Origin of the sequence: Salmonella sp. 32031103-2018-00083-FB-01-SM-01 (assembly GCF_017571995.1) — a bacterium.
Lineage (GTDB): Bacteria > Pseudomonadota > Gammaproteobacteria > Enterobacterales > Enterobacteriaceae > Salmonella > Salmonella enterica.
On sequence record NZ_JAGEQL010000007.1, the window covers coordinates 100,220 to 124,501 of the forward strand.

At 51.5% G+C, this 24,282-nt stretch carries 23 protein-coding genes and 1 other RNA gene; 10 read left to right on the forward strand and 14 right to left on the reverse strand.

The window, feature by feature from the left end; genetic code table 11:
• Positions 1-26 precede the first annotated feature (26 nt).
• The 9 genes from rnpB (at position 27) to J4614_RS19075 (ending at position 13,190) form a co-directional block, all read left to right on the forward strand.
• An RNA gene (gene rnpB / locus J4614_RS19035) (RNase P RNA component class A) lies at positions 27-401 on the forward strand.
• Between the two features lie 1,391 nt (positions 402-1,792).
• Entirely contained in the window at positions 1,793-2,731 is a 939-nt protein-coding gene (gene tdcA, locus J4614_RS19040) for a transcriptional regulator TdcA (RefSeq protein ID WP_001094907.1), read from the forward strand.
• 97 nt (positions 2,732-2,828) lie between these two features.
• Complete coding sequence (gene tdcB, locus J4614_RS19045) at positions 2,829-3,818, forward strand: bifunctional threonine ammonia-lyase/L-serine ammonia-lyase TdcB (RefSeq protein WP_000548366.1); 990 nt, start codon at positions 2,829-2,831, stop codon at positions 3,816-3,818.
• 20 nt (positions 3,819-3,838) lie between these two features.
• A complete protein-coding gene (tdcC, locus tag J4614_RS19050; RefSeq protein WP_000108129.1) occupies positions 3,839-5,170 on the forward strand; it encodes a threonine/serine transporter TdcC in 1,332 nt (443 codons plus the stop codon).
• 66 nt (positions 5,171-5,236) lie between these two features.
• Positions 5,237-6,445: a propionate kinase gene (gene tdcD / locus J4614_RS19055; RefSeq protein WP_079982689.1), complete on the forward strand. Its 1,209-nt coding sequence runs from the start codon at positions 5,237-5,239 to the stop codon at positions 6,443-6,445.
• A gap of 33 nt (positions 6,446-6,478) precedes the next feature.
• Entirely contained in the window at positions 6,479-8,773 is a 2,295-nt protein-coding gene (pflB, locus tag J4614_RS19060; RefSeq protein ID WP_000867316.1) for a formate C-acetyltransferase, read from the forward strand.
• A gap of 69 nt (positions 8,774-8,842) precedes the next feature.
• Positions 8,843-10,207, forward strand: coding sequence for an L-serine ammonia-lyase (gene tdcG, locus J4614_RS19065; RefSeq protein ID WP_079982688.1), 1,365 nt, complete (start codon positions 8,843-8,845; stop codon positions 10,205-10,207).
• Between the two features lie 315 nt (positions 10,208-10,522).
• The gene (locus J4614_RS19070; RefSeq protein WP_000443189.1) at positions 10,523-11,854 is read left to right on the forward strand and encodes an amino acid permease; all 1,332 of its coding nucleotides are present in this window, start codon (positions 10,523-10,525) and stop codon (positions 11,852-11,854) included.
• A gap of 25 nt (positions 11,855-11,879) precedes the next feature.
• Positions 11,880-13,190 carry a serine dehydratase subunit alpha family protein gene (locus J4614_RS19075; protein ID WP_208293285.1) on the forward strand — a complete coding sequence of 437 codons (1,311 nt, stop codon included), beginning with the start codon at positions 11,880-11,882 and terminating at the stop codon, positions 13,188-13,190.
• A gap of 112 nt (positions 13,191-13,302) precedes the next feature.
• Here the strand turns inward: J4614_RS19075 and J4614_RS19080 are convergent, their stop codons facing one another.
• Together J4614_RS19080 and J4614_RS19085 are read right to left on the reverse strand one after the other, a co-directional pair.
• The gene (locus tag J4614_RS19080; RefSeq protein WP_000039326.1) at positions 13,303-13,467 is read right to left on the reverse strand and encodes a hypothetical protein; all 165 of its coding nucleotides are present in this window, start codon (positions 13,465-13,467) and stop codon (positions 13,303-13,305) included.
• A gap of 23 nt (positions 13,468-13,490) precedes the next feature.
• A complete protein-coding gene (locus J4614_RS19085) occupies positions 13,491-14,192 on the reverse strand; it encodes a pirin family protein (RefSeq protein ID WP_000633548.1) in 702 nt (233 codons plus the stop codon).
• Positions 14,193-14,296: 104 nt separating this feature from the next.
• On the opposite strand from J4614_RS19085, the gene yhaJ reads away from it, so the two are divergent.
• Entirely contained in the window at positions 14,297-15,193 is an 897-nt protein-coding gene (yhaJ, locus tag J4614_RS19090) for a DNA-binding transcriptional regulator YhaJ (RefSeq protein WP_001041026.1), read from the forward strand.
• A gap of 38 nt (positions 15,194-15,231) precedes the next feature.
• Here yhaJ and J4614_RS19095 read toward each other — a convergent pair whose 3' ends face one another.
• From J4614_RS19095 to J4614_RS19150, 12 genes are all read right to left on the reverse strand, one after another.
• Positions 15,232-15,597 (reverse strand): DUF805 domain-containing protein, encoded by a 366-nt coding sequence (locus J4614_RS19095; protein WP_000384139.1) that lies wholly within the window; start codon positions 15,595-15,597, stop codon positions 15,232-15,234.
• Between the two features lie 123 nt (positions 15,598-15,720).
• Entirely contained in the window at positions 15,721-16,707 is a 987-nt protein-coding gene (locus J4614_RS19100) for a glutathione S-transferase family protein (RefSeq protein WP_076935688.1), read from the reverse strand.
• Positions 16,708-16,773: 66 nt separating this feature from the next.
• Positions 16,774-17,166 (reverse strand): DoxX family protein, encoded by a 393-nt coding sequence (locus tag J4614_RS19105; RefSeq protein ID WP_001592732.1) that lies wholly within the window; start codon positions 17,164-17,166, stop codon positions 16,774-16,776.
• A 247-nt stretch (positions 17,167-17,413) separates the two neighbouring features.
• The gene (locus tag J4614_RS19110; protein WP_000095496.1) at positions 17,414-17,713 is read right to left on the reverse strand and encodes a YqjK family protein; all 300 of its coding nucleotides are present in this window, start codon (positions 17,711-17,713) and stop codon (positions 17,414-17,416) included.
• Positions 17,710-18,108: a phage holin family protein gene (locus J4614_RS19115; RefSeq protein WP_000785626.1), complete on the reverse strand. Its 399-nt coding sequence runs from the start codon at positions 18,106-18,108 to the stop codon at positions 17,710-17,712. Before J4614_RS19115 ends, J4614_RS19110 begins: the two co-directional genes overlap by 4 nt.
• Positions 18,109-18,110: 2 nt before the next feature.
• On the reverse strand, positions 18,111-18,416 hold the full coding sequence (locus tag J4614_RS19120) for a YqjD family protein (RefSeq protein WP_000031219.1): 306 nt from the start codon (positions 18,414-18,416) through the stop codon (positions 18,111-18,113).
• Between the two features lie 41 nt (positions 18,417-18,457).
• Positions 18,458-18,826 (reverse strand): DUF1090 domain-containing protein, encoded by a 369-nt coding sequence (locus J4614_RS19125; RefSeq protein ID WP_000877297.1) that lies wholly within the window; start codon positions 18,824-18,826, stop codon positions 18,458-18,460.
• A 144-nt stretch (positions 18,827-18,970) separates the two neighbouring features.
• Positions 18,971-19,354 carry an EnvZ/OmpR regulon moderator MzrA gene (gene mzrA, locus J4614_RS19130; RefSeq protein WP_000917512.1) on the reverse strand — a complete coding sequence of 128 codons (384 nt, stop codon included), beginning with the start codon at positions 19,352-19,354 and terminating at the stop codon, positions 18,971-18,973.
• Between the two features lie 3 nt (positions 19,355-19,357).
• Positions 19,358-20,020 (reverse strand): DedA family general envelope maintenance protein YqjA, encoded by a 663-nt coding sequence (gene yqjA / locus J4614_RS19135; RefSeq protein WP_000422141.1) that lies wholly within the window; start codon positions 20,018-20,020, stop codon positions 19,358-19,360.
• 438 nt (positions 20,021-20,458) lie between these two features.
• On the reverse strand, positions 20,459-21,703 hold the full coding sequence (gene sstT, locus J4614_RS19140; protein WP_208293286.1) for a serine/threonine transporter SstT: 1,245 nt from the start codon (positions 21,701-21,703) through the stop codon (positions 20,459-20,461).
• Positions 21,704-21,957: 254 nt separating this feature from the next.
• Positions 21,958-22,926: a TerC family protein gene (locus J4614_RS19145; RefSeq protein WP_001098833.1), complete on the reverse strand. Its 969-nt coding sequence runs from the start codon at positions 22,924-22,926 to the stop codon at positions 21,958-21,960.
• A 269-nt stretch (positions 22,927-23,195) separates the two neighbouring features.
• Entirely contained in the window at positions 23,196-24,194 is a 999-nt protein-coding gene (locus J4614_RS19150) for a Gfo/Idh/MocA family oxidoreductase (RefSeq protein ID WP_000617682.1), read from the reverse strand.
• Between the last annotated feature and the right edge of the window lie 88 nt (positions 24,195-24,282).

Below are 24,282 nucleotides of genomic sequence, written 5' to 3' on the forward strand. Positions count from 1 at the left end.
CGCGCGAACCCTCTATACTTCGCGCCGAAGCTGACCAGACAGTCGCCGCTTCGTCGTCGTCCTTTCGGGGAGACGGGCGGAGGGGAGGAAAGTCCGGGCTCCATAGGGCAGGGTGCCAGGTAACGCCTGGGGGGGAAACCCACGACCAGTGCAACAGAGAGCAAACCGCCGATGGCCCACGTAAGTGGGATCAGGTAAGGGTGAAAGGGTGCGGTAAGAGCGCACCGCGCGGCTGGTAACAGTCCGTGGCACGGTAAACTCCACCCGGAGCAAGGCCAAATAGGGGTTCATAAGGTACGGCCCGTACTGAACCCGGGTAGGCTGCTTGAGCCAGTGAGCGATTGCTGGCCTAGATGAATGACTGTCCACGACAGAACCCGGCTTATCGGTCAGTTTCACTTCTTCATAAAACCCGCTTCGGCGGGTTTTTGCTTTTACAGGGCGGCAGGATGAATGACTGTCCACGACGCTATACCCAAAAGAAAGCGGCTTATCGGTCAGTTTCACTTCTTCATAAAACCCGCTTCGGCGGGTTTTTGCTTTTACAGGGCGACAGGATGAATGACTGTCCACGACACTATACCCAAAAGAAAGCGGCTTATCGGTCAGTTTCACCTCTTCATAAAACCCGTCAGTGTAAGCTGGCGGGTTTTTGCTTTTACAGTGCGGCAGGATGAATGACTGTCCACGACGCTATACCCAAAAGAAAGCGGCTTATCGGTCAGTTTCACCTCTTCATAAAATCCGTCAGTGTAAGCTGGCGGGTTTTTGCTTTTACAGGGCGACAGGATGAATGACTGTCCACGACACTATACCCAAAAGAAAGCGGCTTATCGGTCAGTTTCACCTCTTCATAAAATCCGTCAGTGTAAGCTGGCGGGTTTTTGCTTTTACAGGGTGGCAGGATGGATGACTGTCCACGACGCTATACCCAAAAGAAAGCGGCTTATCGGTCAGTTTCACCTCTTCATAAAACCCGTCAGTGTAAGCTGGCGGGTTTTTGCTTTTACAGGGCGGCAGGATGAATGACTGTCCACGACGCTATACCCAAAAGAAAGCGGCTTATCGGTCAGTGTCAGCTCTTCATAAAACCCGCTTCGGCGGGTTTTTGCTTATCAGGCCGGTGAAGGGTATAGAGGTTGCAGAAGACGCCAGCGTCACTATCCGGCAATTAATTGACAGCCGTGGTGACATAATATTATTCGTTTTTGTGATGAGAAACACAAAATGCTGTAGACTGCGCTCTTTTTAGTTGAAGTGAAAAGCAATCGATTTCTTTCACAAAATTACATCCTGAAAAACAGCAAGAAAGCGGTGTAAATTATTTGTTGTAAATGAAAATTAAATGTATGAAATATTTTGGTTAAAATTTTATTAAATGTTTCTTTACAAACAAATAAGGTAAAAAAATGTGACGCGTAACGGTTTTTAAGCGCATTTACCTCCGGTTTATACTTAAATTTGAGAAATTACGCTTTAAATTTAACGCTGGAATTGTCGATAAAATGTCCCGTAATTGATTGAAATATCGTCTTCATAGGATGTCGAAAATAGGAGGTAAAATAGACTGGTTATCGCCATAATATATCGTTATCCCGACCCTGTTTTTTGATTGAAATCAGACTAAGTTACTGCTTTATTTTTGCAACTTATTGAAATAATAGGTTTTATTTATTTAATAAAGACCATGTAAAAATTGCGGTAAGTTAATTTGTGAGTGGTCGCACATAACCTTTAAGATTTAATTTGCTACACTTCCTGCCGTTCACAATGTTATTTCAGAGCGGTAGATATGAATACTCTTGTTCTCCCTAAAACACAGCATTTGGTGGTCTTTCAGGAAGTCATTAGAAGTGGTTCTATCGGTTCTGCCGCAAAATCGTTAGGGTTAACCCAACCCGCCGTCAGTAAAATCATTAGCGATGTTGAGGCCTATTTTGGCGTTGAGCTAATTGTACGCAAAAATACCGGCGTTACGTTGACCGAAGCGGGACAGGTACTGCTTTCCTGGTCTGAATCTATCACCCGCGAAATGAAAAACATGATCAACGAGATGAACAGTATGACGTGCAATACCGTTGTCGACGTCTCGTTTGGCTTTCCTTCGCTGATTGGCTTTACCTTCATGTCCGATATGATTCATAAGTTCAAAGAGGTATTTCCAAAAGCGCAGGTATCCATGTACGAAGCCCAGCTCTCTTCATTCCTGCCGGCCCTGCGCGACGGGCGGCTGGACTTTGCTATCGGTACGCTCAGTAATGAAATGCAACTACAGGATCTGCATGTCGAGCCGCTGTTTGAATCAGAGTTTGTCCTGGTAGCCAGCAAGTCCCGAACATGCACCGGCACCATCACACTGGAATCGTTAAAGGACGAACAGTGGGTGTTGCCGCAAACGAATATGGGCTACTACAGCGAATTACTCACCACTCTACAACGAAATGGCATCAGCATCGAAAACATTGTTAAAACAGATTCCGTTGTCACAATATATAATCTTGTTCTCAATGCTGATTTCTTAACTGTTATTCCCTGCGATATGACCACGCCTTTTGGCTCTAATCAATTTATCACGATACCCATAAAAGACACGTTACCCGTCGCACGTTATGCGGCGGTATGGTCTAAAAATTATCGTATCAAAAAAGCCGCTTCAGTATTAGTAGAATTGGCTAAACAATATTCATCATATAATGGATGCAGACGCAGGCAGTTAATAGAAATTGAATGATATGGAATAAACATATTTAGCGAAATTGACGTCACCTGTTTCTTTTGAACAGTGGGCAACGGTAACTTATTTTTAATACCCAGGTTAAGAGGTTATAATGCACATTACATACGATCTCCCGGTTGCAATTGAAGATATCCTCGAAGCGAAAAAAAGACTGGCGGGGAAGATATATAAAACGGGAATGCCTCGCTCTAACTATTTTAGTGAACGTTGCAAAGGCGAAATATTTCTCAAGTTTGAAAATATGCAGCGTACGGGTTCATTTAAAATTCGTGGCGCTTTTAACAAACTTAGCTCGTTAACGGAGGCGGAAAAACGTAAAGGCGTCGTGGCCTGTTCCGCAGGTAATCATGCACAGGGCGTTTCTCTTTCTTGCGCAATGCTGGGTATTGACGGCAAAGTCGTGATGCCGAAGGGCGCGCCAAAGTCAAAAGTGGCGGCCACCTGTGATTATTCGGCAGAAGTGGTGCTCCACGGTGACAACTTCAATGACACCATTGCTAAGGTGAGTGAAATTGTCGAAACCGAAGGCCGCATTTTTATTCCGCCTTACGACGATCCAAAAGTTATTGCCGGACAGGGTACTATTGGTCTGGAAATTATGGAAGATCTGTACGATGTCGATAATGTCATCGTGCCTATTGGCGGCGGCGGTTTAATTGCAGGTATTGCCATTGCGATTAAATCGATTAACCCGACCATTAAAGTTATCGGCGTACAGGCCGAAAATGTTCACGGTATGGCGGCGTCTTATTACGCTGGCGAAATAACCGCGCACCGAACGACCGGCACCCTGGCGGATGGTTGTGATGTCTCCCGCCCGGGTAATTTAACCTATGAAATCGTTCGTGAATTAGTCGATGACATTGTTCTGGTTAGCGAAGATGAAATTCGTAACAGCATGATCGCTTTAATTCAGCGCAATAAGGTTATTACTGAAGGCGCTGGCGCTCTGGCCTGCGCCGCACTATTAAGCGGGAAATTAGATAGCCATATTCAGAACAGAAAAACGGTCAGTATTATTTCTGGCGGCAATATCGATCTTTCTCGTGTATCACAAATTACGGGTTTAGTTGACGCTTAATCTTTTCGTGAGGATAGGATATGAGTACTACTGATAGCATTGTATCCAGCCAGGCAAAACAGTCGTCATGGCGTAAATCGGACACGACGTGGACGCTGGGTTTATTTGGTACCGCCATCGGCGCCGGGGTGCTGTTCTTCCCTATCCGCGCCGGGTTTGGCGGGCTTATCCCCATTCTGCTGATGCTGGTTTTAGCTTATCCCATTGCGTTCTATTGTCACCGGGCGCTGGCGCGTCTGTGTTTATCCGGATCTAATCCGTCCGGCAATATTACGGAAACGGTCGAAGAGCACTTTGGTAAAACGGGCGGAGTAGTTATCACGTTCCTTTACTTCTTTGCGATTTGTCCGCTGCTGTGGATTTATGGCGTCACCATCACTAACACGTTCATGACGTTTTGGGAAAACCAGTTGCAGATGCCAGCGTTGAACCGCGGTTTCGTGGCGCTGTTCTTGCTGCTGCTGATGGCCTTTGTGATCTGGTTTGGTAAAGATCTGATGGTTAAGGTGATGAGTTACCTGGTATGGCCGTTTATCGCCAGTCTGGTACTAATCTCATTATCGCTGATTCCTTACTGGAACTCGGCGGTTATCGATCAGGTTGATCTCAGTAATATCGCGCTGACCGGGCACGATGGCATACTGGTTACGGTGTGGCTGGGAATCTCTATCATGGTGTTCTCCTTTAACTTTTCGCCCATCGTCTCTTCCTTCGTGGTGTCTAAGCGGGAAGAGTATGAGAAAGAGTTTGGCCGCGAATTTACCGAGCGTAAATGTTCACAGATCATCTCGCGCGCCAGTATGCTGATGGTCGCCGTGGTGATGTTCTTCGCCTTTAGCTGCCTGTTTACGCTCTCTCCACAGAACATGGCGGATGCGAAAGCGCAGAACATTCCGGTACTTTCCTACCTGGCCAACCATTTCGCCTCTTTGTCGGGGACAAAATCTACTTTTGCAACGGTGCTGGAGTATGGCGCGTCTATCATCGCGCTGGTTGCTATTTTCAAATCTTTCTTCGGTCACTACCTGGGGACGCTGGAAGGGCTGAACGGCCTGGTGCTGAAATTCGGTTATAAAGGCGATAAAACCAAAGTCTCTATGGGCAAGCTTAACACCATCAGCATGATCTTCATTATGGGGTCTACCTGGGTCGTAGCTTACGCAAACCCGAACATTCTGGACCTGATTGAAGCGATGGGCGCGCCGATTATCGCCTCGCTGTTATGCCTGCTGCCGATGTACGCCATTCGTAAAGCGCCGTCGCTGGCGAAGTACCGTGGTCGTCTGGATAACGTGTTCGTCACCCTGATTGGTCTGCTGACCATCCTGAATATTGTCTACAAATTGTTCTAATCCTCACGTTTAGCCTGCGTTCCGCCCCAGGGCGTGGACGCAGGCTGACATCGACGGAGGCACTACATGAATGAATTTCCGGTCGTTCTGGTCATTAATTGCGGATCATCTTCTATCAAATTCTCTGTACTGGATGTCGCTACCTGTGATGTTTTAATGGCGGGAATAGCAGATGGAATGAATACTGAAAACGCCTTTTTATCTATTAATGGCGATAAGCCGATAAACCTCGCGCACTCTAATTATGAGGACGCGTTAAAAGCCATTGCCTTTGAGCTGGAAAAACGTGATTTAACGGATAGCGTGGCATTAATTGGTCACCGTATTGCGCACGGTGGAGAGCTATTTACACAGTCCGTCATTATTACCGATGAGATTATCGATAATATTCGTCGGGTATCGCCTTTGGCGCCGCTGCATAATTACGCTAATTTAAGCGGCATTGACGCGGCGCGGCGCCTTTTCCCGGCCGTGCGTCAGGTGGCGGTATTTGATACCAGTTTCCACCAGACGCTGGCGCCGGAAGCCTATTTGTACGGATTGCCGTGGGAGTATTTTTCCAGCCTGGGTGTGCGTCGCTACGGCTTTCACGGTACGTCGCATCGCTATGTTTCGCTGCGTGCGTATGAACTGCTTGACCTCGATGAAAAAAATTCGGGTTTGATTGTCGCGCATCTGGGCAATGGGGCGTCTATCTGCGCGGTACGCAATGGTCAGAGCGTGGATACCTCAATGGGGATGACGCCGCTTGAGGGGCTGATGATGGGCACTCGCAGTGGCGACGTTGATTTCGGCGCGATGGCGTGGATAGCTAAAGAAACCGGGCAGACGTTGAGCGATCTGGAGCGAGTGGTGAATAAAGAGTCCGGTTTGCTCGGCATCTCCGGGTTGTCATCCGACCTTAGAGTCCTGGAAAAAGCCTGGCACGAAGGACATGAGCGCGCCCGGTTGGCGATAAAAACGTTTGTCCACCGTATCGCCCGTCACATTGCCGGACACGCGGCATCGTTACATCGGCTGGATGGCATTATTTTTACCGGCGGTATTGGTGAAAATTCAGTATTAATTCGCCAGTTGGTAATTGAACATTTGGGCGTGCTGGGGCTTACGTTAGACGTTGAAATGAATAAGCAGCCGAATTCTCACGGCGAGCGCATTATTTCCGCTAACCCTTCTCAGGTTATTTGCGCTGTTATTCCCACGAATGAAGAGAAAATGATTGCCCTTGATGCCATTCATTTAGGCAACGTGAAAGCACCAGTGGAATTTGCATAACTTAACGGCTGTTCTGTAGAGAGATTATTTTTCATGAAGGTAAATATCGATACCAGCGATATGCTGTATGCCGAAGCATGGCGTGATTTTAAAGGTACGGACTGGAAAGAAGAAATTAATGTCCGTGATTTTATTCAGCATAACTATACGCCCTATGAGGGGGATGAATCTTTTCTCGCCGACGCGACGCCAGCGACCACAGCGTTGTGGGAAAAGGTGATGGCGGGAATACGTATCGAGAACGCGACCCATGCGCCGGTGGATTTCGATACCAACATCGCGACGACGATTACCGCGCACGATGCGGGATATATTGAAAAAGATCTGGAAAAAATCGTCGGTTTACAAACGGATAAGCCGCTTAAACGCGCTTTGCATCCGTTTGGCGGCGTTAACATGATTAAAAGTTCATTCCACGCTTATGGCCGCGAAATGGACGCCGATTTTGAATATACCTTTACCGACCTGCGGAAAACCCATAATCAGGGCGTATTCGATGTTTACTCGCCGGATATGCTGCGCTGCCGTAAATCCGGCGTATTAACCGGTTTGCCGGATGGTTATGGTCGCGGGCGCATTATTGGCGATTATCGCCGCGTCGCGCTGTATGGCATCCGTTATCTGGTACGCGAACGCGAGCTGCAATTCGCCGACCTGCAGTCGAATCTGGAGCGGGGACAGAATCTTGAGGCGACGATTCGCCTGCGTGAGGAGTTGGCGGAGCACCGTCGCGCGCTGCTGCAAATGCAGGAGATGGCGGCGAAATACGGCTACGATATCTCCCGCCCGGCGCGAAACGCGCAGGAAGCGGTACAGTGGCTCTACTTCGCTTATCTGGCGGCGGTAAAATCGCAAAATGGCGGTGCAATGTCGCTGGGAAGAACCGCCTCGTTCCTTGATATCTACATTGAGCGCGATTTCAACGCGGGCCTTCTGACAGAGCAGCAGGCGCAGGAACTGATCGACCATTTCATCATGAAGATCCGCATGGTGCGCTTCCTGCGCACGCCGGAATTTGACTCGCTCTTTTCCGGCGATCCGATCTGGGCCACCGAAGTTATTGGCGGGATGGGGCTTGATGGCCGCACGCTGGTGACGAAGAACTCCTTCCGTTATCTGCATACCCTGCACACGATGGGGCCAGCGCCGGAGCCGAACCTGACCATACTGTGGTCAGAAGCGTTGCCGGTGGCATTCAAAAAATATGCTGCGCAGGTCTCCATCGTGACCTCATCTTTGCAGTATGAAAACGACGATTTAATGCGTACCGACTTTAACAGCGACGATTACGCCATCGCTTGTTGCGTCAGCCCGATGGTCATCGGTAAGCAGATGCAGTTCTTCGGCGCGCGCGCCAACCTTGCCAAAACGTTGCTGTACGCTATCAATGGCGGCGTTGACGAGAAACTGAAAATCCAGGTTGGGCCGAAAACCGCGCCGTTAACGGATGAGGTGCTGGATTACGACGCGGTAATGGAGAGCCTCGACCATTTTATGGACTGGCTGGCGGTGCAGTACATTAGCGCGCTGAACATCATTCACTACATGCACGATAAGTACAGCTATGAAGCTTCGCTGATGGCGCTGCACGACCGTGATGTGTATCGGACGATGGCGTGCGGCATCGCCGGACTGTCGGTGGCGGCGGATTCCCTGTCCGCCATCAGGTACGCTCAGGTGAAGCCGATTCGCGACGAAAATGGCCTTGCCATCGACTTCGCTATTGAAGGCGAGTATCCGCAGTACGGCAACAACGATGAGCGCGTGGACAGCATCGCCTGCGACCTGGTGAAACGCTTTATGCAAAAAATTAGCGTGTTGCCGACGTATCGCAATGCGGTGCCGACGCAGTCCATTTTGACCATCACCTCGAACGTCGTGTACGGGCAGAAGACCGGCAATACGCCGGATGGACGCCGCGCCGGAACGCCATTCGCGCCGGGGGCGAACCCGATGCATGGTCGTGACCGCAAAGGGGCGGTAGCCTCGCTGACGTCGGTGGCGAAACTGCCGTTTACCTACGCCAAAGACGGTATTTCGTACACCTTCTCGATTGTGCCTGCGGCGCTCGGAAAAGAAGATGCGGTGCGGAAAACCAATCTGGTTGGCCTGCTGGACGGCTATTTCCATCATGAAGCACAGGTAGAAGGCGGGCAGCATCTGAACGTCAATGTCATGAACCGTGAAATGTTGCTGGATGCGATTGAACATCCGGAAAACTACCCGAACCTGACGATCCGCGTTTCCGGCTATGCCGTGCGCTTCAATGCGCTGACTCGTGAGCAGCAACAGGACGTTATTTCGCGCACCTTTACTCAGGCGATGTAACGTGAACGGGGCGATCGTGTGGATCGCCCCGCGACGGATCTTCACTGAACGGTAATCTTAGGGGGAGATATGATTAGCGCATTTGATATTTTTAAGATTGGCATTGGACCTTCAAGCTCCCATACCGTAGGGCCAATGAATGCAGGAAAATTTTTTATCGATCGGCTGAACGACAGCGGCGACCTGCCGCGAACGACGCGCATCACGGTTGATCTTTACGGATCGCTATCGCTGACGGGCAAAGGCCACGCGACCGATACCGCCATCATTATGGGCCTGGCGGGCAATACGCCGCAGGATGTCAATATTGATAGCATTCCGGCGTTTATCCAGGAGGTTGCCCGCAGCAGCCGTTTATCGGTGGCGGGTGGCGCGCATGTGGTGGATTTTCCCGTCGCCGACAGTATTCTCTTTCACGCTGAAACCCTGGCGCGCCATGAAAACGGTATGCGAATTACCGCCTGGAACGGACAAACGCCGCTTTTGCACAAAACGTATTACTCTATTGGCGGCGGCTTTATTGTCGAAGAGGAACGCTTTGGTCAGTCGCACGACGTAGAAAAATCGGTGCCGTATGATTTTCATTCCGCCAGCGAACTGCTGACGCTGTGTGAAAGACAGGGGCTCTCGGTTTCCGGCCTGATGATGCAAAATGAACTGGCGTTGCGGAGCAAAGAGCAGATTGACGCTGGCTTTGCCCGCATCTGGCAGGTGATGGCGACCGGAATTGAACGTGGCATGAATACTGAGGGCGTGCTGCCGGGGCCGCTGAACGTTCCACGCCGAGCGGTAGCGTTACGGCGTCTGCTGGTCTCCAGCGATAATCTCTCCCGCGATCCAATGAACGTCATCGACTGGATTAACATGTTCGCCCTGGCCGTGAGCGAAGAGAACGCGGCGGGCGGGCGAGTGGTCACCGCGCCGACCAACGGCGCGTGCGGCATTATTCCTGCGGTGCTGGCCTATTACGACAAATTCCGTCGTCCGGTCAATGCCAACTCTATCGCCCGCTATCTGCTGTCGGCGGGGGCGATTGGCATGCTGTACAAGATGAACGCCTCGATATCCGGCGCGGAAGTGGGGTGTCAGGGCGAGGTTGGCGTCGCGTGTTCGATGGCGGCGGCGGGGCTGACAGAACTGCTGGGCGGTAGCCCGGCGCAGGTCTGTATTGCGGCGGAAATTGCGATGGAGCATAACCTTGGCCTCACCTGTGACCCGGTGGCGGGTCAGGTGCAAATCCCTTGTATTGAACGTAATGCGATTAACGCCGTTAAAGCGGTAAATGCGGCGCGAATGGCGCTACGCCGTACCTCTGAGCCGCGGGTTTCGCTCGATAAAGTGATCGAAACCATGTACGAAACGGGTAAAGACATGAACGACAAATATCGCGAGACGTCGCGCGGCGGTCTGGCGATTAAAGTCGTTTGTGGATAGGCCCGACAGGCGCAGAGTGAGCAGGCTATGGGATAACGCAGAAGACAGAAGCTGAGAAAAGGGCGCACCAATGTGCGCCCTTTTTTGTTGTGATGTGCGTCAAATAGAGAAAATAACAACATTAAACCAATAGTAAATAGAAAAGAATTCTTAACCCACAAGAAATGCAGGTGTTTTATTGGTAAGTTTTTCTCTTATCGTGCGCGTATGATTTTCTTATTACAAGAAAGCACCTGCACCTCACGTTCTGCATATCGCCTTGCTGCGGCACGAAAAATAAAAAAAACCTCTACCTACACATTGAGCGAGAATTTTATGGAATCGGCTAGTAATACCAGCGTAATCCTCGACGCATCAGCCCCGGCGCGTCGGGCAGGGATGACAGAAAGCGAATGGCGTGAAGCCATCAAATTTGATAGTACCGACACCGGTTGGGTCATTATGAGTATCGGGATGGCGATCGGCGCAGGAATCGTTTTTCTTCCTGTCCAGGTTGGCCTGATGGGACTTTGGGTCTTTTTACTCTCTTCTATTATTGGCTATCCGGCCATGTACCTGTTCCAGCGGCTGTTTATTAATACGCTGGCGGAATCCCCGGAATGTAAAGACTACCCCAGCGTGATCAGCGGCTATCTGGGCAAAAACTGGGGTATTTTATTAGGTGCGCTGTACTTTGTAATGCTCGTCATCTGGATGTTCGTCTATTCTACGGCGATTACTAACGACAGCGCCTCTTATCTGCATACTTTCGGCGTAACGGAAGGATTACTTTCCGATAGTCCGTTTTATGGTCTGGTGCTGATCTGCATCCTGGTGGCGATTTCCTCACGCGGTGAAAAATTACTGTTCAAAATTTCCACCGGCATGGTGCTGACCAAGCTACTGGTAGTAGCGGCGCTGGGCGTCTCCATGGTGGGTATGTGGCATCTGTATAACATTGGCGCGCTGCCGCCGATGGCCCTGCTGATTAAAAACGCCATTATTACCCTGCCATTTACGCTGACCTCGATTTTATTTATCCAGACGTTAAGCCCAATGGTGATCTCTTACCGTTCACGCGAAAAATCTATTGAGGTCGCACGTCATAAAGCGTTGCGCGCCATGAATATCGCGTTTGGCGTCCTGTTCGTTACCGTCTTTTTCTATGCGGTTTCCTTCACCCTGGCGATGGGGCATGACGAAGCGGTGAAAGCCTACGAGCAGAATATTTCCGCCCTGGCGATCGCCGCGCAGTTTATTAGCGGCGATGGCGCTGGCTGGGTCAAAGTGGTTAGCGTAATTCTGAACATCTTTGCCGTCATGACCGCCTTCTTTGGCGTTTACTTAGGATTCCGCGAAGCGACGCAAGGCATTGTGATGAATATCCTGCGCCGCAAAATGCCCGCCGAGAAGATTAAGGAAAATCTGGTACAGCGCGGCATTATGATTTTCGCTATTTTGCTGGCCTGGAGCGCCATTGTGCTCAACGCGCCGGTACTGAGTTTCACCTCTATTTGTAGCCCTATCTTCGGTATGGTGGGCTGTTTAATTCCGGCATGGTTGGTCTACAAGGTTCCCGCATTGCACAAATATAAAGGCGCTTCGTTGTACCTGATTATTATTACCGGTCTGCTGCTATGCGTTTCTCCGTTCCTGGCATTCTCTTGATATACCTGAGATTAAGGTTGTTGTTATGTTTGAATCTAAAATAAATCCATTGTGGCAAAGTTTTATCCTGGCCGTACAGGAAGAAGTAAAACCGGCGCTGGGGTGTACTGAGCCAATTTCACTGGCGCTGGCGGCAGCGGCGGCGGCGGCTGAACTTGACGGCACAGTTGAACGCATTGACGCGTGGGTTTCGCCTAATCTGATGAAAAATGGTATGGGCGTTACCGTTCCAGGAACGGGAATGGTAGGGCTACCGATCGCCGCAGCGCTTGGCGCGTTGGGCGGTAATGCGAAAGCCGGGTTGGAGGTGTTAAAAGACGCTTCCGCTAAAGCCGTTGCCAATGCAAAAGCGATGCTGGCCGCCGGACATGTCGCAGTGATGTTGCAGGAGCCATGTAACGACATCCTGTTTTCACGGGCGAAAGTTTATCGCGGCGATAGCTGGGCATGTGTCACGATCGTCGGCGATCATACAAACATTGTGCGGATAGAAACCGACAAGGGCGTGGTATTTACCCAGGCCGATAATGCGCAGGAAGAAGAAAAAACCTCGCCGCTGGGAGTGCTGTCTCATACCTCGCTGGAAGAGATCCTGGCGTTTGTGAATGCGGTGCCCTTTGACGCTATCCGCTTTATTCTGGATGCGGCCAGGCTAAACGGCGCGTTGTCGCAGGAGGGACTGCGTGGTTCCTGGGGGCTGCATATCGGTTCGACGCTGGCCAAACAGTGCGATCGCGGTCTGCTGGCGAAAGATCTCTCCACGGCGATTTTGATCCGTACCAGCGCGGCGTCAGACGCCAGAATGGGCGGCGCCACGTTGCCCGCGATGAGCAACTCCGGCTCCGGCAACCAGGGGATTACCGCCACGGTGCCAGTCATGGTGGTTGCTGAACATGTCGGTGCCGATGACGAGCGCCTGGCGCGCGCGCTAATGTTATCGCATTTGAGCGCTATCTATATTCACCATCAGCTTCCGCGTTTGTCGGCGCTGTGCGCGGCAACTACGGCGGCGATGGGCGCGGCGGCGGGTATGGCGTGGCTGATAGATGGTCGTTATGACACTATCGCAATGGCTATCAGCAGTATGATCGGCGATGTCAGCGGGATGATTTGCGATGGCGCGTCGAATAGCTGTGCGATGAAAGTCTCTACCAGCGCGTCGGCGGCGTGGAAAGCCGTACTGATGGCGTTGGATGATACGGCGGTGACCGGAAACGAAGGGATTGTGGCGCACAATGTCGAACAATCTATTGCGAATTTGTGTTCGCTGGCGTGTCGCTCAATGCAGCAGACAGACAAGCAGATCATCGAGATTATGGCCAGTAAAGCGCATTAATAATAACGCCCCGGCATGACGTCGGGGCAGCGTGTTGCCCGATGGCGCTGCGCTTATCGGGTCTACCTGTTCTAAGCCGGATCGGGCGCTTGCGCCGCCATCCGGCATGATTTCAGGCTGCGGCCTCTTCTTCTGCCAGCCGGGCTTCGGCGTCCGCCACGATGGCTTCCAGTTCGGTTAGCATCTCTTCATAGCCCAGCGGCACAGTGGCGCTCATCGCCTCCTGTACGGCAGGTTTTACCACGGGCTGACGTTTCTTCGCCGATTTTTTGCTCATCTTGCGACTCCTTTTCTGGCTGGCTACACCGGTAAATCTACCAGTAATGCGCGCAGCGGCGTATCGGCAACCAGCGTAATGTTAGGTTCATCACGAATAAATGCGCCATCTCCGCAGGTTAACGCCTCGCGTTCTTCGTTGTGCGTCAGCGCGTGGAACGTACCGTGAATCGACTGCAAATAGGCGCGCGGCCCGTGAAGCTGGAAATTAAGCGATTCGCCTTTCTCCAGCGTAATATGATGTACCCAGACCTGTTGGCGCAGTTGTAAGCTGTTTTGCTCACCGTCGGGCGAGGCAAGAAGCTGTTGTTGCGCCGCCAGGAGTGGGATTTTTTGTACCAGCGCGTTTTCCCGTTCAGGACAGGCGTCAAGCCACAGTTGCATTCGGGTTAACGGCTTAACTTTGCTGAGATTATGTTCGCTGTAGCTAATGCCCGGCTGCGCGGCGAGCAGCAACGCTTCGCCCGCTTTAGCCTGTACATGGTTGCCGTCGCTGTCGCGGTATTCCGCTTCGCCGTCCAGAATCAGGTTTAAAATATCCACCTTTGGATAAGTTCGAGGCTGAAAAGAGGCGCCCGGCGCCAGCACTTCCTGGTTCAGTACACGCAACGACGCGTAGCCCAGCAGTGTAGGGTCGAAATAGTGTCCAAAGGAGAAGGTATAGCGGGCCTGTAGCCATCCGTAGTCTGCCTGTCCACATTGTTTGGCGGTTCGGGTCGTAATCATCGTTATTAACCTCTCTTTACTTCCTTTTATGTTAAGGGGCTGGACGCTGCATTGTTAGCCAGATATTCTGCCCGGTATGTTCAAATTTCCTGAATGAGAACGTTATGGCTAAAGAGAGAGCGCTGACGCTTGAAGCATTGCGTGTGATGGACGCCATTGACCGCCGGGGCAGTTTTGCCGCAGCGGCTGATGAGTTGGGGCGGGTGCCCTCCGCGCTGAGTTACACCATGCAGAAGCTGGAAGAAGAGTTGGACGTTGTACTGTTCGATCGCTCCGGCCATCGTACAAAATTCACCAACGTCGGGCGTATGCTGCTGGAACGCGGGCGGGTATTGCTGGAAGCGGCAGACAAGTTAACGACGGATGCTGAAGCGTTGGCCCGCGGTTGGGAAACGCATCTGACGCTGGTCACTGAAGCTCTGGTACCGACGCCTGCTTTTTTTCCGCTGATCGACCGGCTGGCCGCTAAAGCCAATACGCAGCTTTCATTGATTACCGAAGTACTGGCTGGCGCATGGGAGCGGCTTGAGCAGGGACGGGCGGATATCGTTATCGCCCCGGATATGCATTTTCGATCGTCGTCGGAAATTAACTCCCGTAAGTTGTATACGTTAATGAATGTGTATGTCGCCGCGCCTGACCACCCTATTCATCAGGAGCCGGAGCCGCTTTCGGAAGTGACGCGGGTTAAATACCGCGGCGTAGCGGTAGCGGATACCGCGCGCGAGCGGCCGGTATTAACGGTGCAACTGCTGGATAAGCAGCCACGTCTGACGGTAAGCACGATTGAAGATAAACGTCAGGCGCTGCTGGCCGGGCTTGGCGTCGCGACCATGCCATATTCGATGGTGGAACAGGATATTGCCGAAGGGCGGCTACGCGTGGTCAGCCCGGAATCGACCAGCGAAATCGATATTATTATGGCCTGGCGGCGCGACAGTATGGGGGAGGCAAAAGCCTGGTGCCTGCGGGAAATACCTAAGCTATTCGCCGGAAAATAAATAGCGCGCGGCGCTTTAAAAGCGGCGCCGCGCTGCCATCAGGAAAAACGTTTCGGGTCGGGGCCGAAGCGGTTGTCGCCTGGCGTACCATTCTGGCAGTTGAACGCGATGATGATAAGCCAGCCGATAATGGGGATAAGTAGCAACAGTAGCCACCATGCGGAGCGGTCAGTGTCATGCAGACGACGGAACTGCACGGCCCACCACGGTAAAAAGATCAGAACGCCGTAAATGGTGGTCAGAACGCCTTCACCCCCGGCGCGTTGCCAGCCAAGCATGGCGTCCAGCAGGCCCAACACAAAGGTAAAGATGATATTGACCAGAATAAACATCCAGTACTCTTTGCGTCGCGCGCGGCCGCCAAATCCCAGATAATTTTTTAAAACCTTTAAATACCAATCCATTTTCGCCTCAATAATGGTTCAATCACTTGTTTTTAAAGTAATCAAACTAAGAATAGCTGCGAATGAAATGTTGGTAAATATTTGTGGTATTTATTAATAAGGCGTCCCGGAGGACGCCTGAAGTTAGCCAAAGCGCACGTCGCGCCCGTGAGGTTCGAGCAGATCCTGCCACGGTCCGATAGAAATGATACCCGTGGGGTTAATCGTTTTATGGCTACGGAAATAGTGGTGACGAATATGGTCCATATTAACGGTTTCAGCAATGCCCGGTATTTGATAGATATCGCGCAGGAAACCGTACAGATTCAGGTAGTCGCTGATTCGGTATTTGTCGCATTTGAAATGAGTCGCGTAAACCGGATCAAAGCGTACCAGGGTCGTCCATAAGCGGATATCCGCCTCGGTCAACTGGTCGCCCGTCAGATAGCGGTGCTGTCCGAGAATCTGCTCCAGGCGCGCCAGCGCAGTAAACACCTTTTCTACCGCTTCATCATACGCTTGCTGGCTGGTGGCGAAGCCTGCTTTATAAACGCCGTTATTAACGTTGTCATAAATCCAGCCGTTTAACTCGTCAATTTTGCTTTGCAGCGCGGGGGGATAGTAATCCCCGGCTTTAGCGCCCAGTCCATCAAAGGCGGAGTTAAACATACGAATGATTTCGGCGGACTCGTTGCTGACGATAGTATGATTTTTTTTATCCCATAAGACCGGTACGGTGACGCGGCCGCTGTAGTGTGGATCGGCGTGCAGATACAACTGGTAGAGAAATTCATGCTGATAGAGGGTATCGCCGGTGGCCGCCGGAAAAGTATCATCAAACGTCCAGCCGTTTTCCAGCATCAATGGATTCACGACGGAAACCGGAATAAACGGCTCCAGACCTTTCAGTTTACGGAAAATGAGCGTGCGATGCGCCCAGGGGCAGGCAAGGGAAACGTACAGATGGTAACGATCTTTTTCTGCGGCGAATCCGCCTTCGCCGGAAGGTCCGGGCGCGCCGTCAGCGGTAAGCCAGTTGCGGAAAGCCGACGCTGAACGCTGAAATTTCCCCCCGGAAGATTTGGTGTCATACCAGGTGTCGTGCCAGACGCCATCGATCAGTTGTCCCATGTCTCTCTCCTTCAGATGACAAAAGCGAGGCGCTATCCCTCGCTTTTTTAATTGAGTATAGATTGCTTACCACTTTTTATTCAGCAGACGGTCAAGGCTGAACGCGCCAGGCCCGGTTAACGCCAGTAATAAGAATCCGCCGGCAATGGTCAGGTTTTTCATAAACATCAGCGAGTTTACACCTTCTGCAAAATTGCTATGGAAGATCAATGCCGTCAGCAACGTAAAACCAGCGGTAAAAAGCGCAGTGGTGCGGGTGAGGAACCCCAGCAGAATCGCCAGACCGCCGCCGAACTCAAGCAGTATGGTGAGCGGCAGCAGGAATCCTGGTACGCCCATCGCTTCCATATACTGTTGTGTGCCCGCATAGCCGCTAATTTTTCCCCATCCTGCGGTAATAAACAGAACTGGCATTAAAATACGCGCTATCAGTACACCAACATCTTCTAATTTTTTCATTTTATTCTCCAGGAGGCCGATTCGGCGGCTGCTGCTATTTTCATGAGCAATGGCGCGGTTTGTCGCGTCATTGTTATCGCTGGAGAGAATCATAAACGTGGCGTAAAGGAATTGTTAGCAAGGAAAATTGCCAAATTTTTTCAAAAAATTTGAGTGATTGGTAAAGAGACGATATGCATAAAAGTATCGCGCCACCAGGGGTAATCGGGCGATAACCTGATGGCGCGATGCTATAAAAGAAAAGATATTAACCGCGGAGCTGTTGTTGACGGAGGGTAGTTTTTACCAGGCGCCAGGCGCTCCAGATACCCAGGCCGCGTTTCGCCCAGCGTACCAACATATTAGGATGACGGATGGTCCAGATGGCCATTACGCTGCTACCGACCAGCGCCCAGGAGCGCAGGCTTAACACCGTATTCCAGCCGCGATCGTACGCGCCGGTGGTCTCCAGCCAGTCGCGACGGCTGGCGGACAGATCCAGCCGTTGCTGCTGGATCTGACTGAGAAGCAGCGCTTTACGTTTTTCGCGTTCGCCTTTGCTGCTCACGACTGATCGTCCTCCAGAATTTGCCGATCGTTAGCCAGTTCGTGCCGCGTATGGCGCAATAGCGTGGACTGACGCGCTTTGCGCAAAGTCCAGATGCCGCCGATTAGCGCAAGCACTAACAGCACAACTGTGGTAGCGATCATCGCGTTCAAACGGTACTGAGGATCGATAGCCCAGATGACCAGAACCATCAGGCTCATTAAGCCAAACGCCGCGAAGAGCATGGTAAGACCTACCATCAGCAAAAGCTGAAAGAGGTTCGCCTTCTCTTCTTCCAGTTCTACTACCGCCAGTCGCAGCCGGGTTTCCACCATCTCAACGATAATGGTGACAATCCGCTGCCCGATACCCAGTACGCTTTTGCCTGGTCCTTGTGCCTGTCGAGAGTCCGCCATAATTAACGACGCGTCAGCAGTACGCCCAACACCAGACCGACAGCGGCGCCAATGCCTACGCCTGTCCAGGGATTTTCGCGCACATAATCATCGGCGCGGGCGGCGGCGACGCGAGTCTGTTTGGCAATCACATCACCCGTTTCGCCCAGGCGGTAACGGCTCTCTTTCAGCGCGCGCTCGGCTTTGCTACGAATCTTACTCAACTCTTCTTTCGACTTTTCGCCCGAAGAGCTCAGCACTTCTTCAAGCGTATCGGTCAGGGATTTCAACTCAGCGCGCAGATGTTCCGTAGTGTTATCTTTCGACATAGTTTTCTCCAGGTGAGTGAGTATTTACATTCGGCGTTAATTTAGTAGTCTCTGGCCTCAAGTTTTTTTAGCTCATCCTGAGCCTCGGCCAGCTTACGTTCACGTTTGTCTATTTTATCCGCATCGCCTTTTGCTTTTGCCTCGGCTAAATCACGTTGGCGTTCGGCTACCTCTTCTTTTTGCTCAGCGATCTTTTTCTGATGCTCGGCGCGCAGCTTGCTGTCAGTACAATTGGCGCGTACTTCGCTGAGCGCCTTGTTCAGACCCTCAATACGGCGCTGATTGTTGTGCTTTTCAGCGTAGCTAATTTCCTTTTGTATATCCTGCTCTTTTTCCTGACAAAGCGAATTAGCGTAGCTACCGGCGCTAAGCGTAAAAAGTGTGATAGCCAAAGCGATGCGGTATTTCATTCCTGAACTTTCCCTTATGTTCGGACCCGTTGTCCGGGGCGGTGATCCCGATAATAACGCGGTGGGTTAAACACCGCTTTATTAATCATAGTCATTAAACAATGAAATCACCAAAGTGAGTGATATGATTCGGATTCCTGGAGATTAGCCAAAGCGGTGTGAGCTTTCCCGTAAGCGGGACAGCCACTGTACCGTTTCGTTGTCATCGTCCTGCTGAGCGACGACATAACCGTGTGGCAGCGTTTGATCAAGCACTGTTTTTGCTGCGGCGCTTTGCGCAGGGGAATCGAAGGTAATGAGCAACATGTCATTTTTAGGCGTAATGCTTTTAAAATGAATGCCGTTCGCATCCAGATGATGCAGAACTGAGAAGCCGTCTGGCATACTGGCGCCCTGGTTAACCGCGCGAATGGCCAGCGTCGACTCTTGCTGACGCAGCGTTGACCACGCCATCATGAGTATGGTCAGCATCAGTAGAAAAGCGCTGATCCAAATGAGTTGTCGGGCAGTTATGCGTGGTTTAAGCATAAGTTATCCCCGGCTCCCATACTTCTTTTTCCACAGCATGACCAGTGAACCCGCCAGGCCAAAAAAGAGCAGCACTACGGGCAGCAGCATCAGGCATGACATTAACTGATCTTCATACTTCATAAAGACGGGCGTTTTGCCCAGCAGATAGCCCAGCGACGTCAGGATAAGCACCCACAACAAGCCGCTCATCCAGTTGAAAAACTGAAAGCGCGCGTTATTCAGGCCGGATATGCCGGCAATGGTGGGCAGCAGCGTTCTGACAAACGCGATAAAACGGCCTATCAATAATGCCGACAGGCCGTGTTTATGGAAAAGGTGATGGGCGCGTTGGTGATAATGTGCGGGGAGATGAGAGAGCCAGTTTTGCACGGTGCGGGTATTCCCCAGCCAGCGGCCCTGAATATAGCTCACCCAGCAACCCAGGCTGGCCGCGACGGTAAGCAGCAAAATGGTTTGTGGAAAACCCATCGCGCCTTTGGCGATCAGCACGCCGACCAAGATCAACAGGCTGTCGCCAGGCAAAAAGGCGGCAGGGAGCAGCCCATTTTCCAGAAACAAAATCATAAATAACACAAAATATAACATGCCAATCATGGAAGGATTGGCCAGTGTTTCAAAGTCCTGAGCCCACAGGGCATTCAGCAATTGAGTCAGTAGTTCCATTCAGTATTCCTGGAGAATCGGTTAACGTCACGCCGGTGATCTGAGGTTTGCACTGCCGCAACAGAGTTGGAGTTTTTATCAGCGTTGCGGAAACGGCAAATTCGCGGCCTGAACTATTCCTTGTTAAGTTGTGAAGTAAGCAAGCACTAACACACAAAAATTCAAAATGCATCTAATTGTAACAAAGGTCAACGAAGTCCGTTATAGAAATTACGCGTCGTTGAGCTTTGATTTTGCTTATCGCAAGGGAGGGTGGCGAGAGGATTTACACAGGCTGACACTTTATACTTTACGCTGACCGAGCGCCGCGGCAGACGCCATCTACATATAACGTTACGCGTGTGGATATAAATTCGCTTTACGTCACAGCCTACGGATTGGGAGATTCAGATCTATCGTTACGCCGGATGGCATACGCCATCCGGCATCAATAATCACTTAGCTACGCAAGGCGTTATTCGCCAGACGTTCGTCCTCTGCCTGGCAGGCTGCCGCAGTGAACAGAACATCGGTAGATGAGTTCAGCGCCGTTTCACACGAATCCTGCAATACGCCGATAATAAAGCCGACCGCTACTACCTGCATCGCGATATCGTTCGGGATGCCAAACATGTTGCACGCCAGCGGGATCAGCAGCAATGAACCGCCTGCCACGCCGGAGGCGCCGCAAGCACACAGCGAGGCCACCACGCTCAGCAGCAGCGCTGTAGGCAGATCCACCGGGACGCCTAACGTATGAACTGCCGCCAACGTCAGAACCGTAATGGTAATTGCCGCGCCGGCCATATTGATGGTGGCGCCCAGCGGAATGGAAACGGAGTAAGTATCCCTGTCCAGATTCAGCTTTTCGCACAGCGCCATATTCACTGGAATATTGGCGGCAGAGCTGCGGGTAAAGAAGGCATAAACGCCGCTTTCACGCAGGCAGGCGAACACCAGCGGATAAGGGTTACGACGAATTTTCCAGAATACCAACAGCGGGTTGACCACCAGCGCGACCAGCAGCATACAGCCAATCAAGACGACCAGCAGGTGCGCATAGCCCCACAGGGTGGAGAAGCCGGTGGTTGCAAGCGTTGATGAAACCAGACCAAAAATACCGACTGGCGCGAAACGGATCACCAGTTTCACCATAAAGGTCACGGCGTTAGACATATCGTTCACGAGGTTTTTGGTGGTTTCATTACCATGACGCAGGGCAAATCCCAGACCGACGGCCCATACCAGAATCCCGATATAGTTAGCGTTCAGCAGCGCGTCGATGGGGTTCGACAGCATACTCATCAGCAGACCGCGCAAGACTTCTACAATGCCGGACGGCGGCACGATATCCTGGGCGCTACTGGACAGATGCAGCGTTGAAGGGAAGGCGAAGCTGAACACAACGGCCGCCAGCGCGGCTGAAAAGGTGCCTAGCAGGTAAAGGAAGAGAATAGGGCGAATATTGGTTTTTTGACCGTGCTGGTGGTTGGCGATCGAGGCCATTACCAGCATCAGCACCAGAACGGGGGCGACTGCTTTTAAGGCGCCGACGAACAGGGTGCCAAGCAAGCCAACCGCTTCTGCCGCAGGCTTAGAAATCCATGCCAGTAAAATCCCCAGTACCAGACCCACTAAAATTTGTTTAACCAGACTGCCTTGCGCTAAACGCTGCAGTAGCCCTGATGCTCGTTGCGTAGCCATTTCATGTTCCTTGTATTGTGTTGCTGGTCATCCCCTGCACGCTCTTACGGCGCATCTTTCAGGATGTAACAAAGTGTTTGCCTGGTTGAGTATAAGGAAAGTTGAAGGTTCGGGAAGCGAAATATCCTGGATTTTTTGCTGTGATCATGTTTTATAACTTTATATTAACAGTATTGTGACATGTTAAACAAAAACGCCCGACAGGTGTGCGCTGCCGGGCGTTTTTGACGGGGCAGGTTTACCCCGATAAAAGATTATTGCGCTCGTAGTTTCTTATCGCGCTGATGGTTAACCCAGGCGTTAATCACCAGCGTAATGGTCAGAATGCCAAACACTACGCCCAGCGAAATCGCGATAGGAATATGGTAGAAGTCGACGATCAGCATCTTAATGCCGATAAAGACCAGAATGACCGCCAGACCATATTTCAGCATCGAGAAGCGTTCCGCCACGCCGGACAGCAGGAAGTACATCGCGCGCAGTCCTAAGATGGCAAACAGGTTAGAGGTCAGTACGATGAACGGGTCGGTGGTGACCGCAAAGATCGCCGGAATACTGTCAACGGCGAAGATCACATCGCTGAACTCAACCATAATCAGCACCAGCAGCAGCGGCGTGGCATACAGCAGGCCGTTTTTACGTACGAAAAAGTGCTCGTTCTCGATCGTATCAGTCATGCGCAGATGCCCGCGCAGCCAACGCACCATCGGTTTTTCGCCAATGCCGGATTCGTCTTCCTTCGCCAGCGCCATTTTTACGCCGGTAAACAGCAGGAAGGCACCGAACACATACAGCAGCCATTCGAACTGAGTGATAAGCCAGGTACCGGCGAAAATCATGATAGTACGCAACACGATCGCGCCAAGAACCCCATACACCAGCACCCGGCGTTGCAGAGCCGGAGGGACGGAGAAATAGCTAAACAGCATCAGCCAGACAAAGACGTTATCTACGGCCAGCGACTTTTCAATCAGATAGCCGGTAAGGAACGCCAATGCCTGCGGGTCAGCAACTTCGCGCCCTTGCGTTTCAGCCAGATACCACCAGAAAGCGGCGTTAAACAGTAGCGAGAGCGTTACCCATAGGATTGACCATCCTGCTGCTTGTTTCATCGACATCGCATGTGCGCCACGGCGTCCCTGCAACAACAGGTCGATGGATAGCATTATCACCACAACAACCGCGAATCCACCCCATAATAATGGCGTACCAACAGTATTCATTATTTCTCCCCATGCAAAAAAAAACGGCTAACGCCGAATGGCATTAGCCGCTGCTTTTATGCATAGACCTTGCCATTCGGCAAGGTCTCACTTACAACAATAAAGGAATACGCTGACGCATTCCTTTATGGCTGCCCGGTGACCGGATGTGGTTTTGCACACATCGTAATGACGATCGACCGACAATGAAGTTACTCCCCTTTGCGCGTAACAAAGTATGACAGGCCACGCGTAGAGTCAATGACCTGTAACATATAATTTACATAATTTTACGCAGTAAGGGGATGGGTCAGATCGTCCGCCGGGAAGATGACCCCGGTTTGACGGCGTATTTCTGTCAGCCATTTTGCCGTGGCGCGACTTAGCGACAACCCCGGATGTTCCACGGCATGGTTTTCAATAAGCTGGGCAAACGCCCCGGCTTCATACAGCATGGTATTAATATGCTGAGGCTGGGTCAGATCCTGCATCAGCGCGCCGCGCGGCGCAAAACACACTTTCTGGCATTCCGACAGCTTTTCAATGACCAGCGATCCCCTCTCGCCCTGAATTTCACTGGCCAGTACCGAGTCGCTGACTTTGGAATGCTGTAGCGTGACGCTAAAATCGCCGTAATCCATAACCACGACGCCGTGCGCATCTACTCCGCTTTCCAACAAATTCGCTGACGCCTGAACGCTGCGCGGCTCGCCCCATAGCGCGATCGCCGACGCCAGACAGTAATACCCGATATCCATAATCGAACCATTGGAGAAGGCCGGATTAAACGTATTCGGATTTTCACCGTTCAGATAGCGCTGATAACGTGAAGAGTACTGGCAGTAATTTAGGAATGCTTTATGCATTCTGCCGATTTTCGGCAACGATTCCCGCAGCAGCAGGAAATTGGGCAGGCAGGCGGTTTTAAAGGCTTCAAACAGTACCCGCTGGTTATCGCGCGCGCAGGCGATAGCGGCATCAACCTCCGCCAGGTTAGAAGCCAGCGGCTTTTCGCACATGACATGCTTTTTATGCTGCAAAAAGCGCTGCGTCTGGGAGAAATGCAAGGAATTCGGGCTGGCGATATAAACCGCCTCTATCGCGTCGCTTTGCGCCATCGCTTCCAGCGAGGTAAACAGATGCTCGACGGGATAATCATTTGCGAAAGACTGCGCCTGTTCAAGACTACGGGAGTAAACGGCGGCGAGCCTGAATTTGCCGGTTTCATGGGCGGCGTCGACAAACTGGCGCGTGATCCAGTTAGTCCCAATTACAGCGAAACGTATCATAAACGTCAGCGGACTCCAGAAAGGGATTTTTCGTCAATGTAGCACGCCTTTCCGCCCTTGCCAGTGCGCTGCGACGCACTCTGGCATT

Coding starts and splice junctions, on each gene's coding strand:
- J4614_RS19070 (WP_000443189.1), top strand. CDS start 10,523: ATGGAATCGGCTAGTAATACCAGCGTAATCCTCGACGCATCAGCCCCG.
- sstT (WP_208293286.1), bottom strand. CDS start 21,703: ATGGCTACGCAACGAGCATCAGGGCTACTGCAGCGTTTAGCGCAAGGC.
- J4614_RS19085 (WP_000633548.1), bottom strand. CDS start 14,192: ATGATTACGACCCGAACCGCCAAACAATGTGGACAGGCAGACTACGGA.
- yhaJ (WP_001041026.1), top strand. CDS start 14,297: ATGGCTAAAGAGAGAGCGCTGACGCTTGAAGCATTGCGTGTGATGGAC.
- J4614_RS19105 (WP_001592732.1), bottom strand. CDS start 17,166: ATGAAAAAATTAGAAGATGTTGGTGTACTGATAGCGCGTATTTTAATG.
- J4614_RS19095 (WP_000384139.1), bottom strand. CDS start 15,597: ATGGATTGGTATTTAAAGGTTTTAAAAAATTATCTGGGATTTGGCGGC.
- J4614_RS19145 (WP_001098833.1), bottom strand. CDS start 22,926: ATGAATACTGTTGGTACGCCATTATTATGGGGTGGATTCGCGGTTGTT.
- J4614_RS19120 (WP_000031219.1), bottom strand. CDS start 18,416: ATGTCGAAAGATAACACTACGGAACATCTGCGCGCTGAGTTGAAATCC.
- J4614_RS19150 (WP_000617682.1), bottom strand. CDS start 24,194: ATGATACGTTTCGCTGTAATTGGGACTAACTGGATCACGCGCCAGTTT.
- J4614_RS19080 (WP_000039326.1), bottom strand. CDS start 13,467: ATGAGCAAAAAATCGGCGAAGAAACGTCAGCCCGTGGTAAAACCTGCC.
- tdcC (WP_000108129.1), top strand. CDS start 3,839: ATGAGTACTACTGATAGCATTGTATCCAGCCAGGCAAAACAGTCGTCA.
- tdcG (WP_079982688.1), top strand. CDS start 8,843: ATGATTAGCGCATTTGATATTTTTAAGATTGGCATTGGACCTTCAAGC.
- mzrA (WP_000917512.1), bottom strand. CDS start 19,354: ATGCTTAAACCACGCATAACTGCCCGACAACTCATTTGGATCAGCGCT.
- yqjA (WP_000422141.1), bottom strand. CDS start 20,020: ATGGAACTACTGACTCAATTGCTGAATGCCCTGTGGGCTCAGGACTTT.
- J4614_RS19100 (WP_076935688.1), bottom strand. CDS start 16,707: ATGGGACAACTGATCGATGGCGTCTGGCACGACACCTGGTATGACACC.
- tdcB (WP_000548366.1), top strand. CDS start 2,829: ATGCACATTACATACGATCTCCCGGTTGCAATTGAAGATATCCTCGAA.
- tdcA (WP_001094907.1), top strand. CDS start 1,793: ATGAATACTCTTGTTCTCCCTAAAACACAGCATTTGGTGGTCTTTCAG.
- pflB (WP_000867316.1), top strand. CDS start 6,479: ATGAAGGTAAATATCGATACCAGCGATATGCTGTATGCCGAAGCATGG.
- J4614_RS19075 (WP_208293285.1), top strand. CDS start 11,880: ATGTTTGAATCTAAAATAAATCCATTGTGGCAAAGTTTTATCCTGGCC.
- J4614_RS19125 (WP_000877297.1), bottom strand. CDS start 18,826: ATGAAATACCGCATCGCTTTGGCTATCACACTTTTTACGCTTAGCGCC.
- J4614_RS19115 (WP_000785626.1), bottom strand. CDS start 18,108: ATGGCGGACTCTCGACAGGCACAAGGACCAGGCAAAAGCGTACTGGGT.
- tdcD (WP_079982689.1), top strand. CDS start 5,237: ATGAATGAATTTCCGGTCGTTCTGGTCATTAATTGCGGATCATCTTCT.